This window comes from Xanthomonas sontii (assembly GCF_040529055.1).
GTDB classification, from domain to species: Bacteria; Pseudomonadota; Gammaproteobacteria; order Xanthomonadales; family Xanthomonadaceae; genus Xanthomonas_A; species Xanthomonas_A sontii.
On the sequence record NZ_CP132342.1, the window covers coordinates 2,166,179 to 2,187,892 of the forward strand.

At 69.4% G+C, this 21,714-nt stretch carries 16 protein-coding genes; 9 read left to right on the forward strand and 7 right to left on the reverse strand.

The window, feature by feature from the left end:
• Positions 1 to 110 precede the first annotated feature (110 nt).
• Positions 111 to 863 (forward strand): hypothetical protein, encoded by a 753-nt coding sequence (locus tag RAB70_RS09160; RefSeq protein ID WP_148828984.1) that lies wholly within the window; start codon positions 111 to 113, stop codon positions 861 to 863.
• A 36-nt stretch (positions 864 to 899) separates the two neighbouring features.
• Here the strand turns inward: RAB70_RS09160 and RAB70_RS09165 are convergent, their stop codons facing one another.
• From RAB70_RS09165 to RAB70_RS09185, 5 genes are all read right to left on the reverse strand, one after another.
• Positions 900 to 2,753 carry a methyl-accepting chemotaxis protein gene (locus RAB70_RS09165; protein ID WP_148828983.1) on the reverse strand — a complete coding sequence of 618 codons (1,854 nt, stop codon included), beginning with the start codon at positions 2,751 to 2,753 and terminating at the stop codon, positions 900 to 902.
• Positions 2,754 to 3,223: 470 nt separating this feature from the next.
• A complete protein-coding gene (otsA, locus tag RAB70_RS09170; RefSeq protein WP_017916188.1) occupies positions 3,224 to 4,594 on the reverse strand; it encodes an alpha,alpha-trehalose-phosphate synthase (UDP-forming) in 1,371 nt (456 codons plus the stop codon).
• Entirely contained in the window at positions 4,591 to 6,372 is a 1,782-nt protein-coding gene (locus RAB70_RS09175) for a glycoside hydrolase family 15 protein (protein ID WP_148828982.1), read from the reverse strand. Before RAB70_RS09175 ends, otsA begins: the two co-directional genes overlap by 4 nt.
• A 76-nt stretch (positions 6,373 to 6,448) precedes the next feature.
• Positions 6,449 to 7,201, reverse strand: a complete 753-nt coding sequence (gene otsB / locus RAB70_RS09180; RefSeq protein ID WP_148828981.1) for a trehalose-phosphatase — start codon at positions 7,199 to 7,201, stop codon at positions 6,449 to 6,451.
• A 192-nt stretch (positions 7,202 to 7,393) separates the two neighbouring features.
• Positions 7,394 to 9,832: a TonB-dependent siderophore receptor gene (locus RAB70_RS09185; RefSeq protein WP_148828979.1), complete on the reverse strand. Its 2,439-nt coding sequence runs from the start codon at positions 9,830 to 9,832 to the stop codon at positions 7,394 to 7,396.
• A 243-nt stretch (positions 9,833 to 10,075) separates the two neighbouring features.
• On the opposite strand from RAB70_RS09185, the gene RAB70_RS09190 reads away from it, so the two are divergent.
• The 5 genes from RAB70_RS09190 to RAB70_RS09210 all read left to right on the forward strand — a co-directional run bounded on the left by RAB70_RS09190 (position 10,076) and on the right by RAB70_RS09210 (position 15,046).
• On the forward strand, positions 10,076 to 10,555 hold the full coding sequence (locus RAB70_RS09190) for a DUF3574 domain-containing protein (RefSeq protein ID WP_148828978.1): 480 nt from the start codon (positions 10,076 to 10,078) through the stop codon (positions 10,553 to 10,555).
• 101 nt (positions 10,556 to 10,656) lie between these two features.
• Complete coding sequence (locus RAB70_RS09195) at positions 10,657 to 11,109, forward strand: GNAT family N-acetyltransferase (protein ID WP_225851641.1); 453 nt, start codon at positions 10,657 to 10,659, stop codon at positions 11,107 to 11,109.
• A 105-nt stretch (positions 11,110 to 11,214) separates the two neighbouring features.
• Positions 11,215 to 12,813, forward strand: a complete 1,599-nt coding sequence (locus RAB70_RS09200; RefSeq protein ID WP_148828977.1) for a hypothetical protein — start codon at positions 11,215 to 11,217, stop codon at positions 12,811 to 12,813.
• 78 nt (positions 12,814 to 12,891) lie between these two features.
• Positions 12,892 to 14,073 carry a lysozyme inhibitor LprI family protein gene (locus tag RAB70_RS09205; RefSeq protein ID WP_148828988.1) on the forward strand — a complete coding sequence of 394 codons (1,182 nt, stop codon included), beginning with the start codon at positions 12,892 to 12,894 and terminating at the stop codon, positions 14,071 to 14,073.
• Positions 14,074 to 14,212: 139 nt separating this feature from the next.
• Positions 14,213 to 15,046 (forward strand): DUF3014 domain-containing protein, encoded by an 834-nt coding sequence (locus RAB70_RS09210; protein WP_148828976.1) that lies wholly within the window; start codon positions 14,213 to 14,215, stop codon positions 15,044 to 15,046.
• A 221-nt stretch (positions 15,047 to 15,267) separates the two neighbouring features.
• Here RAB70_RS09210 and RAB70_RS09215 read toward each other — a convergent pair whose 3' ends face one another.
• Complete coding sequence (locus RAB70_RS09215) at positions 15,268 to 15,972, reverse strand: glutathione S-transferase (RefSeq protein WP_148828975.1); 705 nt, start codon at positions 15,970 to 15,972, stop codon at positions 15,268 to 15,270.
• A gap of 218 nt (positions 15,973 to 16,190) precedes the next feature.
• Between RAB70_RS09215 and clpB the strand changes: the two genes are divergently transcribed.
• A complete protein-coding gene (clpB, locus tag RAB70_RS09220; protein WP_148828974.1) occupies positions 16,191 to 18,776 on the forward strand; it encodes an ATP-dependent chaperone ClpB in 2,586 nt (861 codons plus the stop codon).
• A 59-nt stretch (positions 18,777 to 18,835) separates the two neighbouring features.
• On the forward strand, positions 18,836 to 19,426 hold the full coding sequence (locus RAB70_RS09225; protein WP_225851639.1) for an HAD-IA family hydrolase: 591 nt from the start codon (positions 18,836 to 18,838) through the stop codon (positions 19,424 to 19,426).
• Between the two features lie 209 nt (positions 19,427 to 19,635).
• Here the strand turns inward: RAB70_RS09225 and RAB70_RS09230 are convergent, their stop codons facing one another.
• Positions 19,636 to 20,244 (reverse strand): hypothetical protein, encoded by a 609-nt coding sequence (locus RAB70_RS09230; protein ID WP_148828972.1) that lies wholly within the window; start codon positions 20,242 to 20,244, stop codon positions 19,636 to 19,638.
• Between the two features lie 164 nt (positions 20,245 to 20,408).
• On the opposite strand from RAB70_RS09230, the gene RAB70_RS09235 reads away from it, so the two are divergent.
• The gene (locus RAB70_RS09235; RefSeq protein ID WP_017914322.1) at positions 20,409 to 21,695 is read left to right on the forward strand and encodes an O-acetylhomoserine aminocarboxypropyltransferase/cysteine synthase family protein; all 1,287 of its coding nucleotides are present in this window, start codon (positions 20,409 to 20,411) and stop codon (positions 21,693 to 21,695) included.
• Positions 21,696 to 21,714 lie beyond the last annotated feature (19 nt).

Consider the following 21,714-nt stretch of genomic DNA (forward strand, 5'->3'; position numbering starts at 1 on the left):
TGCTTCTGCTGGCAAGCCGCTGGCAGCGGCGTCCGTCAGCCTCCTTGGTAGATAACACCGTGGTGCCCCCCGTTTCCACGCTCCCACACCCGCCCGAGAGGAGTTCCGCTATGCCCAGTCCTACGCCTGCGCGGCTGATCGATCCAAGCAATCGCGTGTTCGGCACGATCGATATCAAGAACTACAGATTCGTCGGCGAGCAGCTGCCCAGTACCTACTACATGAGCGGAACGGGCCCGTTCATCCGCTTGCGTCCATTGCATCGATCCGGCTTCGCCATCTACGAAAGGCCGACGCGCGTGGTGGGGCTCTATGTGGGCGACTGGGACCGGGACGACACCTTCGCGCAGAACATCCAGAATGTGGCGCTGTATCGCGAACTCGGCGCAAGCGCGGCCGACATCGCCGCCAGCATCGAACGCCTGAAACTGGTCGCGCGTCGCACCGACGAGATCATCCAGCAGAATACCGCCCAGCCGCTGGAGTTGAACGACGCCGTCGTCTTCGTCAACGAGGGCGCCTTGGCCGGAACGGTGTGGGGCGGCGACAAGCAAAAGACCGGCAACGTGTACAAGCCGTTGAAGGTGGTCGATGCGACCGGCCCCAGCAGGAAGGCCCATGCCGGTCATGCCTTCGCCACGCGCGAGGCGGTGGAGCGGTTCTATGCCGATTACTACCCGCACGTGCTGGGGCAATTGATGCTGCTCGGGCAGGCCCAGCAATCCTTCGTTTCGCAAGCGCCCAATGGCGATGAGGTCGTGACGGTGATCAATACCGACACCGGGTACTTTCCTCAGAGCGAGTTTCCCACCCGCGCCAGCCAGTTGCAGTTCCTGCTCCAGCAATTCATGCGCTTTGCCTGATCCTGGACGGGGCGGGCGGTCGTCGCGTGCGTCGCCTCAGTAGGTACGGCGCAGCAGTGGGGTGACATTGCTGCCGCCCGGCCGCCCTTGTCCCGTCTCGATCCGGAACACCGCGACCGCCGCAGCCAGGCCGCCGGCCTGCTCCTCCATGCTGCGCGCGGCGGCGGTGGCTTCCTCGACCAGGGCGGCGTTGCGTTGGGTCACCTCGTCCAGTTGCGCCACGGTGCGGTTGACCTGTTCGATGCCGCTGGACTGCTCGCCGCTGGCGGCGCTGATCTCGCCGATCAGGCCGGTCACCCGCTGCACCGAACCGACGATCTCGTGCATGGTGGCGCCGGCGCGGTTGACCAGCGCGGCGCCTTCGCCGACGGTGCGCGTGGACGCTTCGATCAGGTCCTTGATCTCCTTGGCCGCATCGGCCGAGCGCTGCGCCAGCGACCGCACCTCCGAGGCGACCACGGCGAACCCGCGGCCCTGTTCGCCGGCGCGCGCCGCTTCCACCGCGGCGTTGAGCGCCAGGATGTTGGTCTGGAAGGCGATGCCGTCGATCACGCCGATGATCTCGCCGATGCGCTGCGAGGACGTGCTGATCGCGCGCATCGTCGCCACCACCTCGTCCATCACCTGGCCGCCGGAACGGGCGACCTCGCCGGTGTTCTGCACCAGGCCGTTGGCCTGCTGCGCGTTGTCGGCGTTCTGCTTCACCGCCGAGGTCAACTCTTCCATCGAGCTGGCGGTCTCCTCCAGGCTCGCCGCCTGCTGTTCGGTGCGGTCGGACAGGTCGGTATTGCCTGCGGCGATCTCCGAGGCGGCGCGGCGGATCGTGTCGGCCGACTCCTGGATCCCGACGATGATTTCGGTGAGCTTGGCGACGGTGCGGTTGGTGTCCTCGCGCAAGCGCGCGAACACCCCCTGCGCCTGGCCGTCGACGCGGTGGGTGAGGTCGCCTTCGGCCAGCGCCGCCAGCGCTCCGGCCAGTTGCGCCAGGTTGCTCTCCACCCCATCGGAAATGCGGTTGACGCCCTCGGCCAGCGACTTGAGGACGCCGTCCATCGCCGCGGTCTCGATGCGCTGGCTGAAATCGCCGTGCGCGGCCGCCTCGATCACCGTGGCCAACGCCTGTTCGGCGTTGACCTGCGCGGTCACCTCTTCCCATTGCGCGATGGTGCCCAGGCGGCGGCCGTCGGCATCGTCGATCGGGCTGTACACGAAATCGATCTGGCGGCCGAAGAACGGCGCGCGCACGCGCTTGGAGCCGGTCAGCGCGCGCATGCGATCGATCGCCGCCTGGCTGTCCGGATAGATGTCGCCGATGCTGCCGCCGACGAACTGTTCGGCGCGGAATTCGGGGCGGAAGCGCTGCACGTCCGGTTCGATGGTGCGCAGCATCTGCAGCAGCTTGCGGTTGGCGAAATGCACGCGGCCATCGTCGTCGGCGATACGCACCATGGTGTCGAGATCGTCCAGCGCCTGGATCACGAAACGGCCGTGGCGCAGTTCCGCCTCGGTCTGCGCCTGGCGCGCCGCCAGCGCCTGTTGCGCGTTCTGCAGCGCACGCAACAGCGCCACCTCGGCCGTGTCCCCGAGCACCTCCACACGCTGCTCGAAGCGGCCTTCGCCCAGTGCCTGCAGCGCCTGCGTGGCGTGTTCCAGGGCGCGTGGCGCGCTGCGTCTGCCGAGCCAGACCAGTGCCGCGGCGGCGGCCACGGCGACCAGCAGCGCCGGCAGCAAACGCGGCAATGCCGATCCGTTGGCTCCCACCGTGCGGCCGACGTGCAACGCATAGCCGGCCAGCGCCAGCAGGACCAGGACATGAGAGACAGCAAGCAGCGCCGAACGCGGGCGTAGCCAGGAGGGGGTGGGGCGGAGAACGGCGGTTGGCGAGGGCATGGTCTGCACCGGCTGGGAAACAACGGGCAACGCCGCGAGGGCGGTGCGATCGCGTGGGGGGTGATCCAGTATCGGCATATCACCGTGCCGGCTTGATCGCCTTCACCTGCCGTTCGTCGGAAACTTTATATGGACTGAACGCATAAGGCAGAGCGCCGAAGGCGTGATGATGTGCTGCGGCGCAGCAGGCGATCGACGCAGGGCCGCGCCTGGGACGCGGCGCGGGCGGCCGCAAGCGCGACGTGCATCCCGAAGCAGCGATCGCGCTGCGGTGGCCTCGGCAAGCAGATCAGCCGGCGCGGCGCGTGGCGGCTATGTTAGGCAACGTAGCTAGTCGGGCCGCGACGGGACACGGAACACTGCGCCATGCCGCGCCATGCCGCGCCATGGCGGATGCCGCATGGCCTGCAAGGCAGGATCGCACGGCGCGCAGGCGCAGCGCGCCGCGTGGTGCAACGCGTGTGCCGCCGCTAGCGCACGCTCTCCAGCGCCTGCAGATAGCGCTGGCGCCATGCGTTGATGTCGTGCTTGCGCAGGTGATCCATCATCGCCTGCCAGCGTTCGATGCGCTTGGCCTTGGGCAGCGACGCGCCGGTGGCGATGGCGTCGGCGACGCCGTCCAGGTCGTGCGGATTGACCAGCAGCGCTTCCTTCAGTTCGTCGGCGGCGCCGGCCAGCAGCGACAGCACCAGCACGCCGGGATTCTCCGGATCCTGCGCGGCCACGTACTCCTTGGCCACCAGGTTCATGCCGTCGCGCAGCGGCGTCACCAGGCCGACCTGTGCGGCGCGATAGAAGCCAGTCAGGGTGGCGTGGGTGAAGTTGCGGTTGACGTAGCGCAGCGGCGTCCAGTCCGGCTCGGCGTGGCCGCCGTTGATGTGACCGGCGATCTGCTCGAGCTGGTTGCGCAACTGCTTGTACTCGGTGACGTCGCCGCGCGAGACCGGCGCGATCTGCAGGTAGGTGAGGCTGCCGCGCTGGTCGGCATGCCGTTCCAGGTAGCGCTCGAAGCCGAGGAAGCGTTCCGGCAGACCCTTGGAGTAGTCCAGCCTGTCCACGCCGATCGCCAGTTGGCGATCGCGCAGGCTGCTGCGCAGGTCGCGCACCGCCGGCTTGGACATCGCCGCGCGCGCCTGCTGCGCGATCAGTTCGGTGTCGATGCCGATCGGGAACATGGCCGCGCGGAACCTGCGTCCGCCCGGCGCTTCCAGCACGCCGTCCTTGATCACCTTGCCGCCGCCGAACAGGCGCACGTAGGCCTGAAAGCGGTCGACGTCGCGGCGGGTCTGGAAGCCGATCAGGTCGTAGGCGTAGAAGCCGGAGAACAGCCGCGCATGGTCCGGCAGTGCCTGGATCAGGTCGGCCGAGGGGAACGGCACGTGCAGGAAGAAGCCGATGCGGCAGCCGATGCCGCGCTCGCGCAGCAGCGAGGCCAGCGGGATCAGGTGATAGTCGTGGATCCACACCGTGTCGTCCTCGCGCAGCAGCGGCGCGAGCTTGTCGGCGAACATGGCGTTGACCCGGCGGTAGCCCTCGCGTGTGGCGCGGTCGTAGTCGACCAGGTCCAGGCGGAAGTGCAGCAGCGGCCACAGCGTGCGGTTGGCGAAGCCGTTGTAGTACGCGTCCAGGTCGGCGCGATTCAGATCCATGGTGACGAAGCGGATATCGCCCTGGGTCTGTTCGTGCATCGCGCCGCTGTCGCCGCGCACGGTCTTGCCGCTCCAGCCGAACCATACGCCGCCGCGCTCCTTCAGCGCCGCCAGCAAGCCCACCGCCAGGCCGCCGGCGCGGTTCTCGCCGGGCAAGGCCACACGGTTGGATACCACCACCAATCTGCTCATGACGCCTCCTGCCAACTGCGCGACAAGCGCATGGCGGCGATGATCAGGCCGACATGCGAATAGGTCTGCGGGAAATTGCCCCAGGCTTCGCCGTTGTCGAAGGCCAGATCCTCCGACAGCAGGCCCAGGTGATTGCGCCGGGCGAGGATGCGCTCGAACAGCTCGCGCGCCTCCTCCTTGCGGCCGATCGCGGCCAGGGCGTCGATGTACCAGAACGTGCAGATGGTGAAGCTGGTCTCCGGTTCGCCGAAGTCGTCCGGCGCCACGTAGCGGTACAGCGCATCGCCATGCTTCAGGTCGCGGCCGATCGCCTCGACCGTGGCGATGAAGCGCGCATCGTCCGGGGCGATGAACCCGATGTCGGCCAGCAACAGCAGCGAGGCGTCCAGCCGGTGGCCGTTGAAGGTGTCGGTGAAGTGGCCCAGCTCCGTGCTCCAGGCCTCGGCGAGCACGCGTGCGTGGATGCGCTCGGCGCGCTCGCGCCAGTACGCCACGCGGTCTTCCAGGCCCAGCCGCGCGGCGATCTTGGCCAGGCGGTCGCAGGCGGCCCAGCACATCGCGCTGGTGTAGGTGTGCACCTCGGCGCGGCCGCGGAACTCCCACAGGCCGGCGTCGGGCACGTCGTGCAGTTCGAAGGCGCGCTCGCCCAGCGGTTCCAGGCGCAGGAACGTGTGGGTGTCGCCGGGATCCTTCAGGCGCAGGTCGAAGAACAGCTGGGTGGAGGCCAGCACCACGCTGCCGTACACGTCGTGCTGCTTCTGGATCCAGGCCAGGTTGCCGCGGCGCACCGGGCCCATGCCGCGGTAGCCGGCCAGCGATTCGACCTCGTGTTCCTCCAGCGCCGCCTCGAAGCCGATGCCGTACAGCGGCTGCAGGCTGCCGTCGGTGGTGGCGATGTTGAAGATGTAGCCGAGGAACTGCTCCATGGTGCGGGTGGCGCCGAGCCGGTTCAGCGCGCGCACCACGAAGGCGGCGTCGCGCAGCCAGCAGTAGCGGTAGTCCCAGTTGCGCGGGGTGTCCGGCGCTTCCGGGATGGAGGTGGTCATCGCCGCGATGATCGCGCCGCTGTCCTCGTATTGGCACAGCTTCAGGGTGATCGCGCTGCGGATCACCGCGTCCTGCCAGTCCAGCGGCACCGACAGGTAGCGCACCCACTCGCGCCAGTATTCCTCGGTGCGTTCCTGCGCTTCCTGGATGTAGCCGGTCAGCGAGCGGGTCAGCGATTCGTCCACGCCCAGCATCAGGTTGACCGGGTGGTTGAGCACGAACGGCAGTTCGTCGCGGATGAAGCGCACCGGCACGTCGGTGGTCAGGCGCAGGGTGAAATCCGGCAGCAGCCAGCGCACGTGGTTGCTGCCCCAGGTGCTCTCCGGCTGGCGCGCGCCCCAGTCGGCCAGCGGCCTGGCCAGCACGCGGATGCGCGGGTTGCCGGCCAGCGGCCGCACCTGGCGGATGATGCTGACCGGGCGGTAGAAGCGGCCGTGGTTGCGCCAGCGCGGCGCGAAGTCGATCACCTCCACCGCGCCGCCATGGGCGTCGCGCAACACGGTGCGCAGGATCGCGGTGTTGGCCAGGTAGTGCTGGTCGCTGTCGACGAAGTCTTCCAGTTCGATGCTGAAATCGCCGCCAGGATGCGCGCGCGGGGAGAGCAGGGCGCAGAACGCCGGGTCGCCGTCGAAGGCCGGCAGGCAGCTCCACACCACGCTGGCCCGTTTGTCGATCAGGGCGCCGAAGCTGCCGTTGCCGATGACGCCGAGGTCGAGATTGGGGGAACTCATGGAGCGGACGGGTCCTTGTGCGGAAGCAGTGGGGGAAACGGCCACGGGGCGCGGACGAACGGGCGTTGCGCTGGCCTCATCCGGCGTTATCGCGCAGCCAGGCGTGTACGCCGCGTGGATCGGGCAGCGCATAGGTGGCGACGCTGTCGGCGCGGGTGCCGACCAGCACGCTCCAGCCGCCGGCCTGGTTGGCCGCGGCGAAGCCGAATTCGTCGGTGAGATCGTCGCCGACGAACACCGGGCGGCGTCCGCGGAACGGCGGTTGCTGCAGCAGCGTGGTCAACGCCACGCCCTTGTCGCTGCCTTCGGGCACGAACTCGACCACGTGGTCGCCGGGCTGCAGGCGGTAGCCGGGCAGGTCGGCGATCTGTTCGTCGGCGAACGCCAGGACCGCCTCCGCAGCGCTCGGCGCTGCCCGCCAATGCAGGGCCACGCTGGCGCCCTTGTCTTCCACCAGCACGCCCGGATGCGCCTGCCGCAGATGCGCGGCACGCGCATGCAGCGCATGCAGAAACTCGGAGGTATCGGCGGGCATCGCCGCCTGCGCGTCGGCGTCGCTGCGCAGTTCGTGGCCGTGCAGGCCGGCGGCGGGCAGCCGCAGCGGCGCGAACAAGGCGTCGAGCTGCGTCAGCGGACGTCCGCTGACCAGCGCCACCGCGCCACCGAGGCGCTGGTGCAGGCGGCCGATCGCCTCACGCACCTCGGGCAGCAACTGCACCTGGTCGGGGCGTTCGGCAAAGGCGATGAGAGTGCCGTCCACGTCCAGGAACAATGCGCAGGCATCGTCCAGACGCGGCGGCGGCGGTCGGAGGGGGAGCGCGTCTGCCATTCCGCCATGATGAACGGGGTGGCGTTAGCGTCAGGTGGATTGGGGGCCGGGAATCGGGAATGGGGAAACGGGAATGGGGAAAAGCAATAGCCGTGCGGGCAGGCTCTTGCTCTTCCGATTCCCGTTTCTCGATTCCCGATTCCCCGCTCCTTCCCATTCCCGATTCCCGCCTCCCCATTCCCCACACCTTCGTCAGAAGGTGTACCGCACCCGCCCGTAGTAGTAAGCGCCGTTGCTGCCGATTGGCGAGAGCACGTCGTAGGGCAGGTTGCCGAAGTAGGCGATGTCCGGCTTGGAGCGGTCGGCGTAGGCGTCGGTGAGGTTCTGGCCGCCTACCGCCACGCTCCACTGCGGGGTGAGGTGGTACTCGACCTCGGCGTCGAGTTGCCACTTGGCGCTGTAGGTCTGCTCCGGGGCGAAGCCGCCGCCGAAGTCGAACACGCGGGTGGCGCTGCCGTAGCGGGTGACGCGGGTCTGCAGCGACCAGCGCGCGTCGCTCCAGTTCGCCGCCAGCTGCGCGCGGGTGCGCGGGGTCGCCTCGGTCAGGGTGTTGCGCTCTTCCACGCCGAACAGCACGTAGTCCGGATTCAGCGCCAGCAACTGCGCCGGCGTGGCCACCACGTTCTCCAGTTTGGTCTTGGCGTAGCTCCAGGTGCCGGTCAGCTGCAGTTGGCCCTGGCCCAGCGCCTGCCGCCAGTTGCTGACCAGTTCGGCGCCGCGGGTGCGGGTGTCGGCGGCGTTGACGAAGAAGCTGGCGCTCTGCAGGCCGGCGATGCCGAAGCGCTGTGCGACGAAGTCGGTCAGGGCGTCGCCGTCGATGTTTTCCGACAGCGCGATGCGCTTGTCGATATCGATCTGGAACAGGTCCAGCGACAGGTCGAAGTGGCTGCCGACGCGGCTGGTGAAGCCCAGGCTGTAGTTGCGCGACTTCTCCGGCTGCAGCGTGCGCGCGCCCAGCGCCTGCGCGATCGGGTTGTCGACCGAGAGCAGGCGGCCCTGCAGCAACTGTCCGTTGGCGTTGTAGCCGGTGGAACTGGCCTCGTAGCCGATCTGGCTCAGCGACGGCGCGCGGAAGTTGTTGGAGATCGCGCCGCGCAGGGCGAATGCCGGGACGAACTCGTAGCGCGCGGCCAGCTTGCCGGTCAGTTCGCCGCCGAAATCCTGGTAGTGCTCGTAGCGCGCGGCCAGGTCGGTGGAGAGCTTGTCGCCGAACTGGCTGGACACGCTGGCGTAGACACTGGCGACGTTGCGCGACAGGTCGGCCGCATCCTGCGGGGTCAGGCCGCCGCCGGCCTGGGCGCCGGTGGGGCGGTCGGTGTAGGGGCCGGCGGCGTAGCTGGCCGGGTCGCCCGGACGGGTGCGGTAGTGCTCGCGGCGCAGCTCCACGCCGGTGCCCACGGTGTGGGTGGCGCCGGCGGCGTCGAAGCTGCGGCTCAAGTCGAGGTTGGCCACGCCTTGCGCGAACGCGTAGTCGCCGGTCTTGAAGCGGGTCGGGCTGCCCGGGCCCAGCGAGGCGTTGAGCGAATGCTTGAGCCGGTAGGTGAAGTCGTTGCGGCCGTAGTCGAGGCTGGCGTCGTAGGCCCATTCGCCCCATTGCCCGCGCGCGCCGAGCACCGCCTGCAGGTCGCGGTTCTCGCCCAGCGACACCGGGCGGTAGCCCTGCGGATACATCTGCGTCCAGTTGGCGGCGCCGTCGGGGTAGCGGAAGTAGTTGGCGCCCTGCGTGTCGCGCTGGTTGTAGGTGCCGAAGGCATAGACCTCGCTGCCCTGGCCGAACGGCAGCTTGCCGTTGAGCCAGGCGTTGAGATCCTTGCTGGCGCCGTCGCCGAGTTCATAGTTGCGCTTGCCGGCCAGGGCCAGGTTGGCCGGGGTCTGTTCCTCGAACGGCGGGATCTGGTCGAAGCCGGCGCGGTTGGTGGCCTCGTGGTTCTTCAGCTCCAGGCCGACCTTGAAGAAGCCGCCGTCCTCGCCCAGGCGTGTGCCGACCTTGCCGCTGGCATAGCCGGTCTGGCCGTCGGTGAGGGTGCGGTGGATCGGCTTGACGTCGGTGTGGTTGGCGCCGTAGCTGGCTTCCAGCGCGCCGCTGTCCGGGTCGTCGTCGAGGATCACGTTGATCACCCCGGCCACCGCGTCGGAGCCGTACTGCGCGCCGGCGCCGTCGCGCAGCACTTCGATGCGCTTGATCGCGCTGATCGGGATGGCGTTGAAGTCCACCGGCGTGGTGCCCTTGCCGATCTTGCTGTCGGTGTTGACCAGCGCCGAGGTGTGGCGGCGCTTGCCGTTGACCAGCACCAGCACCTGGTCGGGCGAGAGCCCGCGCAGCTGCGCGGCGCGCACGTGGTCGGCACCGCCGGAGTTGGACTGGCGCGGGAAGTTGAAGGACGGCAGCAGCGCCTGCAGCGCGCTGCCGAGTTCGCCGTTGACCACGCCCGCCTTGCGGATGTCCTCGGCGCTGAGCACGTCCACCGGGGCGGTGGATTCGAGCACGGTGCGACCGCTGGCGCGGGTGCCGGTGACGATCACCGTATCGAGGTTGGTCGTGGTGGCCGGGGGGGCGTCCTGGGCGAACGCGGGGGCCGCCAGGGCCAGGGCGATGGCCAGGCTCAGCGGCCTGACGAACGGGGACGACATGGGGGTTCTCTCCTGAAACGATGACCATCGAGACCGGCCGCGCCGGCCATGGCGGCGACTGGGGTCGGCAAAGGTTGCTGCATCCATCCGGATGAAGCGATATATTAGCCCGACGTTAAGGCGATGTGCGAGCCGTGTGTTCGGTGCGCTCGGGCATGAGCTCATGCCCGGCGGTTATCCGGCCCGGTCCGTACCTGGCCTACGATCGTGTGTTGCCTGCCCCTTCCGACCGAGACCTTGCCGATGCTCTTGCGTGCCCCGTTGATCGCCGTCCTCCTGGCCCTGAGCGCCTGCGCCAGCGTCGCTCCGTCTGCGCCCGCCGCGCCGAGCAAGGTCAGCGCGACCATGCAGGGCGATGCGGCGCGGCCGGCACAGGCCAGCGGCTGGGTGCGCAGCGAGCTGTACTTCGGCGTGGGCGAGGAAAGCGGCCCGGCCGACCGTCCGCAGGCCGAGCCGATCAGCGAGGCGCGCTGGCGCGCGTTCCTGGACAAGGAAGTGACGCCGCGCTTTCCCGACGGCCTGACCGTGTTCGATGCCTACGGCCAGTGGCTGTTCCGCGGCGCCAAGGAGCCGAACCGGCTCAACACCAAGGTGCTGGTGATCCTGCACGAGGACACCCCGCAGCGCCGCGCCGACATCGAGGCGATCCGGCTGGCGTGGAAGCAGGCCACCGGGCACCAGTCGGTGCTGTGGGCGCGGCAGGCGGTGGACGTGTCGTTTTGAGTGCCGGGATTCGGGATTCGGGATTGGGGATGACCAGCCGTTCGGCTGTGGAAAGCGGGGATTCGCAAAAGCGGACCGCTGCAGTGAGTGCGGGGCCGTTCGTGATTCGGCCCGGTGATCTGGACGATCCGGCGGTGCGTGGGTTGCTGGAGTACCACGTGCAGCAGATGCATGCGCAGTCGCCGCCGGGCTGCGTGTATGCGTTGGGCCTGTCCGGTCTGCGGCAGCCGCAGGTGCGGGTGTGGAGCGTGTGGCGCGACGATACGCTGGCCGCGGTCGGCGCCTTGCGGACGCTGGACGATGGCGGCGGCGAACTGAAGTCGATGCGCACGCATCCGTCGTTCCTGCGCCAGGGTGCGGCGGCGGCCCTGCTCGACCATCTGATCGCGGTCGCCCGCGCCGAAGGCCTGCAGCGGCTGAGCCTGGAAACCGGCAGCGGCGCGGCGTTCGCGCCGGCGCTGGCGTTGTATCGCCGGCGCGGCTTCCGCAACGGGCCGGCGTTCGGCGATTACGTGCCGAGCGCGTTCAACCAGTTCCTGCATCTGCCGCTGTAGCGCCGCGGCGCGCCGTCGCCGGAAAACGGCATCCTGCGCGTGCACCGATCCGACGGTGCCGCTTGCCCTTACCATCCCTCGACCCCCAACGCCGCCACTGCCCGCATGTCCACTCCCGCTCCTGTCTCGCCGCGTCCGCGTTGGTTCGTCGCCGGCGACCTCAACGGCTTCTTCGGCCTGGTGGTCGACAACCTGTCGATCCTCGGCTTCATCACCCTGGCGCTGGTCGGCCTGTTCCAGTTCCCCGTCGAGGTCATCTACACCCGGATGATTCCCGGCACCGCCTTCGGCGTGCTGGTCGGCAACCTGCTCTACACCTGGATGGCGCGGCGGCTGGCCGTGCGCAGCGGGCGCAGCGACGTCACCGCGATGCCGTTGGGCCTGGATGCGCCGACCAGCATCGGCATGGCGCTGCTGGTGCTCGGCCCGGCCTTCGTGCGCTACAAGCAGCAGGGCCTGGACCCGCAGGCCGCGGCGCTGGCCACCTGGCACCTGGGCATGGCGTCGCTGGTGGTGATGGGCGCGCTGAAGACCGTGCTGTCGTTCTTCGGCGATGCGGTCACCCGCGCCTTGCCGCGCGCCGCGCTGCTCGGCTCCATCGCCGGCATCGCCATCGTGTTGATGGGCTTCCTGCCGCTACTGGAGACGCTGCGCACGCCGCTGGTCGGGCTGGTGGTATTGGGCCTGCTGCTGTACGTGCTGATCGCCAAGGGCCGGTTGCCGTGGCGCCTGCCGGGGGTGCCGCTGGCGCTGGCGTTGGGTACCGGCCTGTACTACTGGGCCAACGCCGCGGGGATCGGCATTCCCGGCCACCAGGCGCCGCAATGGAGCGCGCCGCAGCTGGTGTTGCCGTGGCCGAGCCTGGGGTTCGTCGCCGGCCTGGCCGACACGGTGCCGCTGCTGCCGCTGTTGCTGCCGTTCGGCCTGCTGATGGTGGTCGGCGGCATCAACGTCAGCGAGAGTGCGCGTGCCGCCGGCGACGACTACCGCACCCGCGACATCCTGCTGGTCGAGGCCGGCGCAACCCTGATCGCCGGCGTCTGCGGCGGCGTCGCCCAGACCACGCCGTACATCGGCCAGCCGGCCTACAAGCACATGGGCGCGCGCAGCGGCTACACCTTGCTCACCGGGCTGTTCATCGGCCTGGGCGGCATGTTCGGGCTGGTCGCCGGCCTGGTGCAGTGGCTGCCGATGGCGGTGCTGGCGCCGATCATCGTCTACGTCGCCATCGACATCACCACCCAGGCCTTCCAGGCCACGCCCAAGCGCCATGCCGGCGCGATGGTGCTGGGTTTCCTGCCGTCGGTGGCGTACCTGCTTGCGATCAAGGCGCCGGGCTGGATCGCCCCGGAGCAGCTGGCCAAACTCACCACCACCTTGGACGGCCACGGCCTGCCCGAGCTGGCGGTGATCCTGACCCTGGGCAACGGCTTCATCATCACCGCGATGCTGTGGATCGCCGCAGTGGCGGCGATGGTGGACGGCCGCCTGCGCCGTGCCGCCGTGTTCCTGCTGGTGGCGGCCGGGCTGACCCTGTTCGGGCTGATCCACTCGGTGGACCCGCGCGGCGGCCTGTACCTGCCATGGACGCTGAGCGGCGTGCCCAAGCTGATCGCCTGGCAGTTCGTCGGCGGCTACCTGGTGCTGGCCGCGCTGCTCGGCCTGCTGTCGTTGCAGAAGCCGCGCGCGGTGCTGGTGGACTGACGGCGGCGCGACAAGCGGTGCCGGGATCGCAACGATGCACGAGAGGAGGATGGCATGAACGCTTGCCCTGGCCTGCGCATGCGTGCGCTGGCACTGCTGCTGGCACTGGGCTGGGTGCCCGAGGCCGGCGCGGTGTCGTTCGATTGCAGCAAGGCAACCACGGCGGTGGAGCGACTGTTGTGCACGGACAAGCGGTTGGACGCCACGGAGGAATGGCTGGCCCTGCGCTATGCGGCGCTGCGCGACGTGGTCCCCGCGGCGCAGCGGCCTGGCGTGCGCAACGCGCAGCGCGACTGGCTGGCGCAGCGCCAGAGCTGCCTGGCCGAGACCGATCCGGGGGCCTGCCTGAAACAGCGGATGGAGGCGCGGGTACGCGCGCTGGACGCCGAGTTCGCGCCGCAGGCGGCGCGCTTCGACCGCATCGTCGCCAGCATTCCCACCACGCCTGCCGCGGCGGCGGCGCAGCTGCGCGCCTACGATGGTGGTCTGGCCTCGGCCTGGCTGGTGTACCTGCATCGCTTCGTGCCGGCGGCCGGGGTGGCGGCGGCCGAAGCGCGTGCCCGGTTCGCGTCCGCTAGCACCGCCCTGCGGCAGCAGGACGGGGTATCCGCCGGGCTGCTCGACACGTCCGAGCCGAGCAGCCGACAGGCCGGGGAAGCGCGCGACCTGACCCTGTTGCGGCTGTGGATCGAACGCAGCGGCTATACGCCGGATGCGGCCACGCAGCCGAATCCGCGTCCCTACGTGCATTGTTTCGTGTTCGCCGCGCAGGGCGAGGCCGCCTACGACGCCATGGGCCCGCTGTATGGCTCCAGCCGCGATCTTTCCGCGCCGATCTGCCGGCCGTTGCCCGGCCTGTTCGATCAACCCGCATGGATGCGCTTGCAGCAGGCATTCGGCAGCCTGGTGGATCGCGTCTCCGACGACGCGGGCACCATGCGCTACGCGGATTTCGCCGCATGGCGGGTGCTGTCGCTGCAGGCCACGGTGTCGCCACTGCTATTGCTGAAACAACCCAAGGGCGCCGAGCCGCCCGGCGATCCGGCCGCCGCCATCGCCGCGTGGCACGACGCGAGCGTGTGGCCACAGGCTGATCGCAAGGCGGCACTGGCGGCCTTGCAGCCGGCGCGCGCTGCCGCGGCGCAATGGATGATCGCGCACAAGGCGATGCCGGCGGCGCAGGCCGACCGCGTCGCGGCGGCGCTGGTCGCAGCCTGGGTCGGAGCGCGCATCGCCTTTGCCGAAGGCCTGCAGGGGTAATGGTCGCGTACGCGGCGCTGGTGGGGCGCTGGCGCCTCGCGCAAGGCGTGCATCTAGGCTGAACGCTGGCCGTCCCGCGCTGGAACCGGTGCGCATCGCGGCGGTCACACCTCCATTGTCCGATGGAGATGTGCATCCCATGCAGCCGCGTCACTCGTTCTGGCCGTGGATCCTGGTCGCCGTGCTGGTGGCCGCCGCCGCGGCCTGGTTGTTCCGCGACAACATCGCCGCGCTGTGGCCCGCCACTGCGCCCGCACCTGCCGCGGTCGCGCCGCCGCCCGCCGCGGCCGCGCCGACAACGTCTGACACGCCTGTCGCGGCGGCAACGCCGCCGCCGATCCAGCACCCGATCGATGCCGCGGAAGCCGCCGACGCGGCGATTCCGGCGCTGGCCGCCAGCGACGATGCGGCCTGGTCGGCACTGAGCGCGCTGGCTGGCGGCGACGCACCACTGGCGCTGCTGCTGCGCGACCACCTGATCCAGCGCCTGGTGACCATGGTCGACAACCTGACCCAGCGCCGCGTCACGGCCCGCTCCCTGGCGCTCAAGCAAGTGCCGGGCGACCTGCAGGTGAGCACCGATGCCAGCGGCGCCAGCGTCATCGCCGACACCAATGCCCAGCGCTATGCGCCCTACGTGGAGGCGTTCACCCGGGCCGATCCGGGCACGGCGGTGGCGGCCTACCGGCGCTTCTATCCGCTGTTCCAGCAGGCTTATGTGGAGTTGGGCTATCCGCAGGGCTACTTCAACGATCGCCTGGTGCAGGTGATCGACCACCTGCTGCAGACCCCGACGCCGACCGCGCCGCTCGCGGTGGAGATGGATCCGGTGCGCGGCAAGTACCGCTTCGTGGATCCGGCGCTGGAATCGCTGTCGATCGGCCAGAAGGCGCTGCTGCGCATGGGCCCGACCCAGGCCGCCGCGGTCAAGGCGCAGTTGCGTGCGGTGCGCGAAGCCCTGACGCGGACCTGAGCCAGACGCGAGGCGCGTGCCGCGTCATGCGGGCTTTTTGTTTCTGGCAGGAGCGGCCCGAGGCCACCTCGAGCCGCTCATGCGGGAAAGCGCCTATTGCTACGCCTGAAGCGCCCTTGTGGGAGGGACTTCAGTCCCGACGCGCTACACCATAGATCACCACGGCATGACGGCGGTTTTTCAACGGACGTGGCACGCCGATACCGGACGTCCAGCCTCGCTCAGCCATCCAACTCCGGGTAATGCCGGAAGATGCCGTTCTCGTTGAACGGCAGGCGCCGCGGCGAGGCCAGGTAGGCGGCGATGCCCGGGCGCTCGCAGACGCGCTGTTGCAGCGCGCGCAGCCGCGGCAGCTTCGGCGAGAGTTTTTTCATCGCCTGCGGGAAGGCGTAGTCCAGCCCGCTCATCAGCTGGAACAGCGACAGGTCCACGTAGGAATGCTCGCGCAGCACGTGGCGCCCGCCGCCCTGGTCCAGCACCTGTTCGAAATAGCCAAGGAACTTCGGCAGCCGCTGCTTGCGCAGGTCTTCGGCGCGCCGCCGTGCTTCGGCTTGCTGGTCCTCGTAGTACAGCCCGCTGGCGATGGGGTGGTGGCTGTCGTGGACCTCGGCAACCAGGTCGGCGATGGTCAACTGCAATTGCAGGGCCTGTAGCCGCCGCGATTCGCTGTCCGGCACCAGGCCCAGCGGCGGGCCGAGGTAGTGCAGGATGTTGGCGACCTGGGCGATCACCAAGCGGCCGGCCTTGAGGAACGGTGGTGCGAACGGGCGTGCGCCGGCATGGGCGCCATCGAGGAAGGGCTGCATCGCCGCATCGCCCTGCTCGCGGGCGACATCGCGATAGCCGGCGCCGGCATCCTCCAGCGCCAGCCGCACGAACTCGCCGCGGCCCTGGATGCCGGTCCAGTAGTAGAGCTCGTAGTGCATGGCGGGGCCTGTGCGTGGGGACGGGAGCGCCGAGGGTAGCCGCCGTTGCGGTAGCGGCGTGTGACTGTCTGGTACCGGAGTGCGGCGGACGTCACGTCGCGTCGCCGCCGTCCCGCGAGGTGTATACAGACGTCGCGGACGGCCTTGAAACAGGGGCGGACAGCCGCATTTTGCTGGCATGCCGGCACGGCCGGCCCTTTCCTTCAGAGGACTTCCCGATGCGGATGGACAAGCTCACCTCGCGCTTCCAGCAGGCCCTGGCCGACGCGCAGTCGCTGGCCGTGGGCCGCGACCACACCATCATCGAACCGGTGCACGTGTTCGTGGCGCTGCTCGACCAGGCCGGTGGCAGCACCCGGCCGCTGCTGGCGCAGGCCGGCGTCAACGTGCCGGTGCTGCGCGAGCGGCTCGGCGAGGCGCTGGAGAAGCTGCCCAAGGTCAGCGGCCAGCCCGGCAACGTGTCGATGGGCAACGACCTCAGCCGCCTGCTCAACCAGACCGACAAGCTGGCGCAGCAGCACAACGACCAGTTCATCGCCAGCGAGTGGTTCGTGCTGGCCGCGGCCGACGACGGCGGCCCGTTGGGCCTGGCGCTGCGCGCGGCCGGCGCCGACAAGAAGAAGCTCGAAGCCGCCATCGACAAGCTGCGCGGCGGCGAGACCGTGCAGTCGGAGAACGCCGAGGAACAGCGCCAGGCGCTGGAGAAGTACACCATCGACCTCACCGCGCGCGCCGAGAGCGGCAAGCTCGATCCGGTGATCGGCCGCGACGAGGAAATCCGCCGCACCGTGCAGGTGCTGCAGCGGCGTACCAAGAACAACCCGGTGCTGATCGGCGAGCCCGGCGTCGGCAAGACCGCCATCGTCGAGGGCCTGGCCCAGCGCATCGTCAACGGCGAAGTGCCCGAAGGCCTGCGCGGCAAGCGCGTGCTGTCGCTGGACATGGGCGCGCTGATCGCCGGCGCCAAGTTCCGCGGCGAGTTCGAGGAGCGGCTCAAGGGCGTGCTCAACGACCTGGCCAAGAACGAGGGCCAGATCATCCTGTTCATCGACGAACTGCACACCATGGTCGGCGCCGGCAAGGCCGATGGCGCCATGGACGCAGGCAACATGCTCAAGCCGGCGCTGGCGCGCGGCGAACTGCACTGCATCGGCGCCACCACCCTGGACGAGTACCGCAAGTACATCGAGAAGGACGCGGCGCTGGAGCGGCGCTTCCAGAAGGTGTTCGTCGGCGAGCCGAGCGTGGAGGACACCATCGCGATCCTGCGCGGGCTCAAGGAGCGCTACGCGGTGCACCACGGCGTGGAGATCACCGACCCGGCGATCGTCGCCGCGGCCACGCTGTCCAACCGCTACATCACCGACCGCCAGTTGCCGGACAAGGCCATCGACCTGATGGACGAGGCGGCCAGCCGCATCCGCATGGAAATCGACTCCAAGCCGGAGGAACTGGACCGCCTGGAGCGGCGCCTGATCCAGCTCAAGATCCAGCGCGAGATGCTGAAGAAGGAGAAGGACGAGGCCTCGCGGCAGCGCCTGGCCGACCTGGAGAGCGACATCGACAAGCTCGAGCGCGAGTTCTCCGACCTGGACGAGGTGTGGAAGTCGGAGAAGGCGGCGCTGCAGGGCGCGACCAAGATCAAGGAACAGATCGAGCAGGCGCGCGTGGAGCTGGAGGCCGCGCAGCGGCGCCAGGACTACGCCAAGATGAGCGAGATCCAGTACGGCCTGCTGCCGAACCTGGAGAAGCAGCTGGCCGCGGCCAACGAGGCCGAACAACACGACTTCAAGCTGGTGCAGGACCGCGTCACCGCCGAGGAGATCGCCGAGGTGGTGTCGCGCTGGACCGGCATCCCGGTCAACAAGATGCTCGAGGGCGAGCGCGACAAGCTGCTGCGCATGGAGGACGAACTGCACCAGCGCGTGGTCGGCCAGGAAGAGGCGATCAAGGTGGTGTCCGACGCGGTGCGCCGCTCGCGCGCCGGCCTGTCCGATCCGAACCGGCCCAGCGGCTCGTTCCTGTTCCTGGGCCCCACCGGCGTCGGCAAGACCGAGCTGTGCAAGGCGCTGGCCGAGTTCCTGTTCGACAGCAGCGACGCGATGATCCGCATCGACATGAGCGAGTTCATGGAGAAGCATTCGGTGGCGCGGCTGATCGGTGCGCCTCCGGGCTATGTCGGCTATGAGGAAGGCGGCTACCTGACGGAGGCGGTGCGGCGTCGGCCGTATTCGCTGATCCTGCTCGACGAAGTCGAGAAGGCGCACAGCGACGTGTTCAACATCCTGCTGCAGGTGCTCGACGACGGCCGCCTCACCGATGGCCAGGGGCGCACCGTGGACTTCCGCAACACCGTCATCGTGATGACCTCCAACCTGGGTTCGCATCAGATCCAGGAGCTGAGCGGCGACGGCAGCGCCGAGGCCTACACGCAGATGAAGGCGGCGGTGATGGGCGTGGTGCAGGCGCACTTCCGCCCGGAGTTCATCAACCGCCTGGACGACATCGTGGTGTTCCATCCGCTGGACAAGGCGCAGATCAAGTCGATCGCGCGCATCCAACTGCATGGTCTGGAGAAGCGCCTGGCCGAGCGCGGGCTGAAGATCGAACTGGGCGACCGCGCGCTGGAGCTGCTCGGCAACGTCGGCTTCGACCCGGTGTACGGTGCGCGCCCGCTGAAGCGCGCGATCCAGGCGCAACTGGAGAACCCGCTGGCGCAGCAGATCCTGTCCGGCCAGTTCCTCAGCGGCGACACCATCAAGGTCGAGGCCGAGGGCGGCAAGCTGGTGTTCGAGAAGGCCTGATGGGTTCCATCGCGCAGGCGCGTTCCGCTGTGTCGGCGGCGCGCGCCCTGCTGGTGGACATGGACGGCGTGCTGCGGCTGTGGCCCGACGACGATGCGACGCTGGAGCGCGCGCACGGCGTGCCGCCGGGCAGTCTGCGCGCGGTGGCGTTCGCGCCGGCTCTGCTGGAGCCGGCGATCCGTGGTGCCACCAGCGATGCGCATTGGCGCGCCGAGGTGGTCGCGCGTCTCGCCGCGCTGGCGCCCCAGGCCGACGTCGCGGCGCTGGTCGCCGCCTGGTCCGCGCCGACGGCGGCCCGTCTCAATCAGCCCGTGCTGGCGCTGCTGCGACAGGTGCGCCAGCGCATGCCCGTGGTGTTGCTGAGCAACGCCACCTCGCGCCTGCCGCACGACCTGCAGGCGCTCGGCCTCGCCGACGCGTTCGATGCCGTGGTGAATTCGAGCGAGGTCGGCGCGATCAAGCCGGAGCCGGCGATCTTCCTGCATGCGCTGATGCAGCTGGGGATGGCCGCGGACGAGGTGTTGTTCGTCGATGACACGGCGGTCCATGTCGAGGCGGCACGTGCCCTGGGCCTGCGCGCCGAGCGCTATGTGGACGCAGAAGCCTTGCGTGCCTGGCTGCTCGTCCATGGCGCGCTCGGCGACGACTGAGCTTGCATGCCGGGACTGGATCGGCGCGCCAGGGTCGGCGTTCCCGCCTGCGGCAGTGCGTGCGCCTACTTCTCCAGGGACAGCGTGATGCCTGCTACGCAGGCCGCCTCGGGGTGTGCGCGTTGCGCGGCGAACGTACCTTGCAGGGTGGCCCCCACGGCAAGCTTGTCGCGCTGGAAACTGGCGCCGACGCCAAAGTCGGTATCGGCTTATTGCGGTGGTGGCGGCTCGACAGCGAAGTACTCTTTCGAGAATCCGGCGGCGGCCAGCCTGTCGGCCAGTTGCCCTAGCCGCAGCGGGCAGGCGTCGCCCATGTCGCGATAGCGGTAGCCGAGCCCGCTGCCCGCAGCCACGGGCGCATCTTCCTTGGAACTGATGGAAAGCGAGAGCGAGGCCCGGTCGGGCAAGTACTTCGCTTCGACCTCTTGCGTGAACGCCATGCCGGCGGCGTCGACGAAAGCAGCGAAGACGTTGCCGACCGGTGGCCGCGGCGAGGGATTCCACGGTTCGGCATACGGCGGCGGCAGCATGCCGGGGAAAAAATCCAGGTCGAACCGATCGCAGAGATGGCGCAAGGTCAACGCCGCCTCGTCGCCAGCGATCACCGCGTCGAGCACGCCGAGGTAGCGTTGCATCATGACGTGCGCGGGCACGCTGGAATCCTGTTCGGGATCGGCCAGATAGCGCTGGTGCTGCGCCTCGCAAGTGTAGGGCTGGCTCCACTGTTCCATCGCATAGGACGGCGGCGGCGCGGCCCGCGCGAACGCTGGCAGGGCGAAGAGCAGCAGCGGAATCGAGCGGATGGCGGCGCGTTGCATCGGGTGAGCATCCCGGCGGGCTGGCCGGCCCATCATACCGGGTGCCCGCGCGCCGTCCGCACCGGGTGGGCTGACAACCCGGCGTCATGGCCTCATAACCGCGGGTTTGCATTCGCTGCCACGCAGGGCGCTATCGTCTCGGCTCCTCTTGCCGAGATCCGTCCATGTCCGACCCGAACTGGAAGCTGGAAACCATCGCCGTGCACGGCGGCTATCGTCCCGATCCCACCACCCGCGCGGTGGCGGTGCCGATCTACCAGACCGTGGCCTATGCCTTCGACGACACCCAGCACGGCGCCGACCTGTTCGACCTGAAAGTGCAGGGCAACATCTACAGCCGCATCATGAACCCCACCACCGACGTGCTGGAGCAGCGCATCGCCGCGCTGGAAGGCGGCATCGGCGCGCTGGCGGTGGCCTCCGGTCAGGCGGCGGTGACCTATGCCATCCAGACCATCGCCGAGGCCGGCGACAACATCGTTTCCTCCAGCGCGCTGTACGGCGGCACCTACAACCTGTTCGCGCATACGCTGCCGCTGTCCGGCATCCAGACCCGCTTCGCCGACTATCGCGATCCCGGCGCCTTCGCCGGACTGATCGACGAGCGCACCAAGGCGATCTTCGTCGAGTCGATCGGCAACCCGCGCGGCAATGTCACCGACCTGGAGGCGGTGGCCGCCATCGCCCACGCCCACGGCGTGCCGCTGATCGTCGACAACACCGTGCCCACGCCATACCTGCTGCGGCCGTTCGACTTCGGCGCCGACATCGTGGTGCATTCGCTGACCAAGTACCTGGGCGGCCACGGCACCAGCCTGGGCGGGGCGATCGTCGATTCCGGGCGCTTCCCGTGGGCGACGCACGCGCAGCGCTTCCGCCGCCTCAACGAGCCGGACGTGAGCTACCACGGCGTGGTCTACACCGAGGCGCTGGGCGAGGCCGCCTACATCGGCCGTGCGCGGGTGGTGCCGCTGCGCAACACCGGTGCGGCGCTGTCGCCGTTCAACGCGTTCCAGATCCTGCAGGGCATCGAGACGTTGCCGCTGCGCATGGACCGGATCAACCAGAACACGCTGGCGCTGGCGCGGCACCTGCAGGGCGAGGCCAAGGTGGAGTGGGTCAACTACGCCGGCCTGCCGGACCATCCCGAGCACGCGCTGGCGCAGAAGTACCTGCGCGGCCACGGCTCCGGCGTGCTGACCTTCGGTCTGCGCGGCGGCCGCGCCGCCGGCGCGCGCTTCCTCGATGCGCTGCAACTGTTCACCCGTCTGGTCAACATCGGCGACGCCAAGTCGCTGGCCACGCATCCGGCGTCCACCACGCATCGCCAGCTCTCGCCCGAGGAATTGCAGCGCAGCGGCGTCAGCGAGGATACGGTGCGGCTGTCGGTGGGCATCGAGCACATCGACGACCTGCTCGCCGACCTGCAGCAGGCGCTGGCGCAGGCCTGAGCCACGCCGCGGGCTGCAC

Excerpts from the sequence above, each read along its gene's own strand:
- RAB70_RS09215 (WP_148828975.1), bottom strand. The coding sequence starts at position 15,972 with ATGCACTACGAGCTCTACTACTGGACCGGCATCCAGGGCCGCGGCGAG.
- RAB70_RS09230 (WP_148828972.1), bottom strand. The coding sequence starts at position 20,244 with ATGCAACGCGCCGCCATCCGCTCGATTCCGCTGCTGCTCTTCGCCCTG.
- RAB70_RS09185 (WP_148828979.1), bottom strand. The coding sequence starts at position 9,832 with ATGTCGTCCCCGTTCGTCAGGCCGCTGAGCCTGGCCATCGCCCTGGCC.
- RAB70_RS09225 (WP_225851639.1), top strand. The coding sequence starts at position 18,836 with ATGGACGGCGTGCTGCGGCTGTGGCCCGACGACGATGCGACGCTGGAG.
- clpB (WP_148828974.1), top strand. The coding sequence starts at position 16,191 with ATGCGGATGGACAAGCTCACCTCGCGCTTCCAGCAGGCCCTGGCCGAC.
- RAB70_RS09190 (WP_148828978.1), top strand. The coding sequence starts at position 10,076 with ATGCTCTTGCGTGCCCCGTTGATCGCCGTCCTCCTGGCCCTGAGCGCC.
- RAB70_RS09235 (WP_017914322.1), top strand. The coding sequence starts at position 20,409 with ATGTCCGACCCGAACTGGAAGCTGGAAACCATCGCCGTGCACGGCGGC.
- RAB70_RS09200 (WP_148828977.1), top strand. The coding sequence starts at position 11,215 with ATGTCCACTCCCGCTCCTGTCTCGCCGCGTCCGCGTTGGTTCGTCGCC.
- otsB (WP_148828981.1), bottom strand. The coding sequence starts at position 7,201 with ATGGCAGACGCGCTCCCCCTCCGACCGCCGCCGCCGCGTCTGGACGAT.
- RAB70_RS09175 (WP_148828982.1), bottom strand. The coding sequence starts at position 6,372 with ATGAGTTCCCCCAATCTCGACCTCGGCGTCATCGGCAACGGCAGCTTC.
- otsA (WP_017916188.1), bottom strand. The coding sequence starts at position 4,594 with ATGAGCAGATTGGTGGTGGTATCCAACCGTGTGGCCTTGCCCGGCGAG.
- RAB70_RS09165 (WP_148828983.1), bottom strand. The coding sequence starts at position 2,753 with ATGCCCTCGCCAACCGCCGTTCTCCGCCCCACCCCCTCCTGGCTACGC.
- RAB70_RS09210 (WP_148828976.1), top strand. The coding sequence starts at position 14,213 with ATGCAGCCGCGTCACTCGTTCTGGCCGTGGATCCTGGTCGCCGTGCTG.
- RAB70_RS09160 (WP_148828984.1), top strand. The coding sequence starts at position 111 with ATGCCCAGTCCTACGCCTGCGCGGCTGATCGATCCAAGCAATCGCGTG.
- RAB70_RS09205 (WP_148828988.1), top strand. The coding sequence starts at position 12,892 with ATGCGTGCGCTGGCACTGCTGCTGGCACTGGGCTGGGTGCCCGAGGCC.